Genomic DNA, 4693 nt, shown 5'->3' on the forward strand with positions numbered 1-4693 from the left:
AAAGCACGTGCAGAACCGCCGTAGGTTTTAGCCAGAACGGTGGTGATTGCTGCAGTCAGGGTAGTTTTACCGTGGTCAACGTGGCCGATAGTACCGACGTTAACGTGCGGTTTTGAACGTTCAAACTTTTCTTTAGACATCGATTGTCCCTCTAAGACACGGATAAATCGGTGGTATCACCACATCAACCAAGCATTTGCTTGTTGAATCCAGAACAGAAAGAAAATCAGGGGGCGAGATTATAAGAAGTGGTGCTGATAGGCAGATTCGAACTGCCGACCTCACCCTTACCAAGGGTGCGCTCTACCAACTGAGCTATATCAGCACATCTTGGAGCGGGCAGTGGGAATCGAACCCACATCATCAGCTTGGAAGGCTGAGGTAATAGCCATTATACGATGCCCGCATCCTGGAACTCGGCTACCTGACTTTTCTGTAGAATTTTTAGGGAGGAGAAGGATTGTTCGTCGCTTAACTCTCACCCTTCGGGCCGGCTGCGCTAGCGCTGCACAACTCGATTCTTGTCGAAGGCTTTCGCCTTCTCCTTCTGCAATTTAACCGTTGCGCGTTTTTCGCTGGCCAGTTAACTGCCGAAGGCAAGATATGGTGGTGGGGGAAGGATTCGAACCTTCGAAGTCTGTGACGGCAGATTTACAGTCTGCTCCCTTTGGCCGCTCGGGAACCCCACCAGATTTTAACTACTGTGACTTGATTGGTGCCGGCTACCGGAATCGAACTGGTGACCTACTGATTACAAGTCAGTTGCTCTACCAACTGAGCTAAGCCGGCATCAAGTGCAGCGCATTCTAGGTAGAGCGGACGGTCTATGCAACAAAAAAATTGCGTTAGCTGCACTTTCGCTCACAAAACGCCCAATTTTGCATGCCGCATGGCAATTCGACGTGTACGGCGTGCAAACATTAATCAGTTTCAGGCCGATTTTCTATAACCTCATTGCTCTTGCAAGAATCAATGGGGTATTTCTCCCGCCAGGTGGCTTCGAACCTTTTCGTAAATCTGTCTACAAAATGGCTGTATCGCAACATGAAAGCGGTATCGCTCTTGGTTGATACCCTTTCTCCATCGACTGCGGGCCGCTTCTCACAATTGACATAAACTCATACTAATCGCCAACTTTTTCGAAAAAAGTCTACGCCAAAAACGAAGCTGTCTATAATATGCAGCTTGTTTATTATCTGGAGTTGGCGTCCGGCGCCTTTCCCAACCTGCGTTAACAGGCAGAATTTGGCTTATGATAAAAAGAGATCAATCTTTAGCGACGCCTTATCTTCAGTTCGATCGTACCCAATGGGCTGCGCTGCGAAACTCGGTGCCGCTGACACTGTCAGAAGAAGAGATTGTTAAACTGAAAGGGATTAACGAAGATCTCTCTTTGGAAGAAGTAGCGCAGATTTATCTGCCGCTATCACGACTGTTGAACTTCTATATCAGTTCCAACCTGCGCCGTCAGGCGGTGCTTGAGCAATTTCTCGGAACCGATGGACAAAAAATCCCCTACATTATCGGCATTGCCGGCAGCGTTGCCGTTGGCAAAAGTACTACCGCTCGTTTACTGCAGGCATTGCTCAGCAGCTGGCCGGAACATCGCAGCGTAGAACTGATCACCACTGACGGCTTCTTGCATCCTAACAAGGTGCTAAACGAGCGTGGGTTGATGAAGAAAAAGGGCTTCCCACAGTCCTACGATATGCACAGCCTGGTAAAATTCGTTTCTGAAGTAAAATCCGGCGCTAAGCGCGTGACAGCCCCAGTATATTCCCACCTGATTTATGATGTCGTTCCTGAAGGGAATAAAGTCATCGAACAACCGGATATTCTTATTCTCGAAGGCCTGAACGTTTTACAAAGCGGCATGGATTATCCTCACGATCCACATCGTGTTTTTGTTTCCGACTTTGTTGATTTTTCAATATATGTCGATGCCCCTGAAGAGTTGCTACAAAGCTGGTATATCAATCGATTCCTTAAATTCCGGCAGGGCGCCTTCTCTAATCCTGACTCTTATTTCCATAATTATTCAAAGCTACCTGAGCCTGAGGCCATAAACATAGCCACCCAATTATGGAATGAGATTAACGGACTGAATTTACATGAAAATATTTTACCAACCCGTGAGCGTGCTAGCCTTATCATGACTAAAAGCGCTAATCATGCCGTTGAAAACGTGCGATTACGGAAGTAAAAGATTAATAATAAGGGGCTTTCGCCCCTTATTAAAATAATTAATCAGCACCACGAAGAGATATTTCTCCGCCAATAAATGGCTTAATTACGCCATTCTGATCAAGCAATAATGCACCCTGTTGATCGATACCACGGGCAATACCAAAAATCTGTTGCTCACCAATTAATAACTTAACAGGTCTATCAATAAAGTTGTCTAATGCACGCCAGCGGGCAATAAATGGTGTCAAACCATCAATCTCAAACTGCTTCAGCGATTGACGCAACTCATTGAGTAAGGTCGCTGCCAATTCATTACGGTCGATATTGATTCCCGCTTCCTGCAAGTTTATCCACCCTTGGTTAATCGCATTAGCATTGGTTTCACGCATCGCCAAATTAATACCAGCCCCAATCACCAATTGTGCCGCATCGCCGGTTTTTCCCGTTAATTCGACCAAGATGCCAGCCAGTTTGCGATCGTTGAGATATAGATCATTTGGCCATTTGACCCTTACATCTTCAGCACCGAGGTCTTTCAGCACCTCAGCCATCACTATGCCAATCACCAGACTCAGGCCCATTGCTGCCGCTGGTCCCTGATCCAGACGCCAAAACATTGAGAGATATAGATTGGCACCAAAAGGCGAGATCCATTGGCGCCCTCGCCGACCACGGCCCGCCTGCTGATACTCTGCGACACAGGCATCGCCCGACTGCAATTGAGCAATGCGATCTAACAAATATTGGTTGGTTGAATCCACAACTGGCAACACGGTAACACGCTTATCTACCAGTTGGCTGAGAATGCGTTCAGCCTCCAGCAATTGGATTGGGCCAGGTAGGCTATAGCCTTTCCCCGGTACGGTAAACACGTCCAAGCCCCACTCGCGAATTGTCTGGATATGCTTGTTAATCGCTGCACGACTCATTCCCAGCAACTCACCAAGATGCTCACCAGAATGGAAGCCGCCATCAGCGAGTATGGCAATAAGCCTGAGGGGAACTTTAGTATCTTTCATGACAGGACCTCTACCGCATTTAACTCAGTATCCTTACCGATAAAGCGAACTTCGGGTTCTAACCATACATCAAACTTTGCCGCTACCGTATTGCGTACATGGCGTGCCAGGGCGACAACATCCTGACGGGTGGCGTTATCCAAATTCACCAAAACAAGCGCCTGCTGGCTATGTACCGCCGCACCACCGATCTGATGGCCTTTCAGTTCACAACGATCAATCAACCAGCCTGCTGCCAACTTCACCTGTCCGTCCTGCTGTGGGTAATGCGGCATGCCCGGGTATTCGGCAATCATCGCCGCGGCTTTTTCATTACTGACCAATGGGTTTTTGAAGAAACTGCCAGCATTGCCCGTCACCTTAGGATCAGGCAGCTTACTGCAGCGCATTGCGCACACAGAGTCAAACACCTGACGCGGCGTTACCGTTTCCGGATCCAACTTCGTCAGATCGCCATAATTCAGCATCGGGTTCCATTGCTTGTTCAGACGTAGGCCCACACCAACAATAATGTGCCCCTTTTGGAAGCGGTGTTTGAAAATACTGTCACGGTAACCAAACCCACAATCTGATGCCGAAATACGGTCGATAGCCCCCGTATTCAGGTTCAACAGATCAACGTAATCACAGACGTTTTTGAGCTCTATACCATAGGCACCAATATTTTGGATTGGGGCTGATCCAACTAAACCGGGAATCAATGCAAGGTTCTCTAGCCCAGGAATTCCGGCTGCCAGAGTGCGGCAGACCAAATCATGCCAATTCTCGCCCGAACTGACATGGAGAAACCAGGCATCTTCCTCTTCTCTGATATCGATGCCTTTTAATTGATTGATCATGACCGTACCAGAAAAGTCTTCTAGGAACAGGACATTACTCCCTTCACCGAGTACCAGCAGTGGCTCTTGACGTTTCTGCGTTTTCTGCCAAACCTTGATCATTAATTCAATGGTGTCTGCAATGATCAGATGCGCTGCGTTGGCCTGGAGCGCAAAAGTATTGTGTTTTTTTAATGACGCGCTTTCAGTAGACATAACGATAATTACCTATACGGAAATGAACCTTCACCTAGTCTACTCGATTCGGCTCTCTAGGCTAATATTTGTTTTCGATGATATTGCTTTTATCTGGAGTTCATCTACAGGATAAATGCTTTCCGTTGTTTCATTAGGTAATTCCTATATATATTAATAAGATAAAGGAATTAATATAATGAACAACGTGATGAATGCCCGCAATATCTCCGATATGGGCTTTATTATCACAACTTAAACAATTCTATTCAGTCCCGCTAATATATGACTGAAGTTGCTCATTTACTTTATACATTACGGATAATTATAAATATAACTATTCTTTACTCGGGGAGTTTTGGAGAGGTATCTGTACCAGAGGCGCAGCGTAGCTGCGTAATTTTTTTCTTTCGCACACAGCAAAAAGGCCATCCTTGCGGATGGCCTCTTGGCTTAATTGATGCCTGGCAGTGT

4 protein-coding genes, 4 tRNA genes and 1 other RNA gene are annotated in these 4693 nt (G+C 46.8%); 1 reads left to right on the forward strand and 8 read right to left on the reverse strand.

The features are described 5' to 3' along the window. The 6 genes from JOE25_RS26385 to JOE25_RS26410 form a co-directional block, all read right to left on the reverse strand. On the reverse strand, window positions 1–140 hold a 140-nt coding region (locus tag JOE25_RS26385), incomplete at its 3' end, for a GTP-binding protein (RefSeq protein WP_230050329.1). 109 nt (window positions 141–249) lie between these two features. Further along, window positions 250–325, reverse strand: a tRNA-Thr gene (locus tag JOE25_RS26390). Window positions 326–331: 6 nt separating this feature from the next. Beyond that, window positions 332–406: transfer RNA gene (locus JOE25_RS26395), tRNA-Gly, on the reverse strand. 37 nt (window positions 407–443) lie between these two features. Then, a non-coding RNA gene (locus JOE25_RS26400) (RtT sRNA) lies at window positions 444–558 on the reverse strand. Window positions 559–604: 46 nt separating this feature from the next. Next, window positions 605–689 (reverse strand) — tRNA-Tyr (locus JOE25_RS26405). Window positions 690–713: 24 nt separating this feature from the next. Beyond that, window positions 714–789, reverse strand: a tRNA-Thr gene (locus JOE25_RS26410). 463 nt (window positions 790–1252) lie between these two features. Between JOE25_RS26410 and coaA the strand changes: the two genes are divergently transcribed. Next, complete coding sequence (gene coaA, locus JOE25_RS26415) at window positions 1253–2203, forward strand: type I pantothenate kinase (protein WP_209640600.1); 951 nt, start codon at window positions 1253–1255, stop codon at window positions 2201–2203. A gap of 40 nt (window positions 2204–2243) precedes the next feature. Here the strand turns inward: coaA and birA are convergent, their stop codons facing one another. Both birA and murB read right to left on the reverse strand, forming a co-directional pair. After that, window positions 2244–3206: a bifunctional biotin--[acetyl-CoA-carboxylase] ligase/biotin operon repressor BirA gene (gene birA / locus JOE25_RS26420; RefSeq protein WP_209640602.1), complete on the reverse strand. Its 963-nt coding sequence runs from the start codon at window positions 3204–3206 to the stop codon at window positions 2244–2246. Then, window positions 3203–4240 carry a UDP-N-acetylmuramate dehydrogenase gene (gene murB, locus JOE25_RS26425; RefSeq protein WP_209640605.1) on the reverse strand — a complete coding sequence of 346 codons (1038 nt, stop codon included), beginning with the start codon at window positions 4238–4240 and terminating at the stop codon, window positions 3203–3205. The genes birA and murB overlap by 4 nt, the downstream gene beginning before the upstream one ends. Window positions 4241–4693: the final 453 nt, after the last annotated feature.

The organism is Serratia sp. PL17, from assembly GCF_017832355.1.
Taxonomy (GTDB): Bacteria; Pseudomonadota; Gammaproteobacteria; order Enterobacterales; family Enterobacteriaceae; genus Serratia.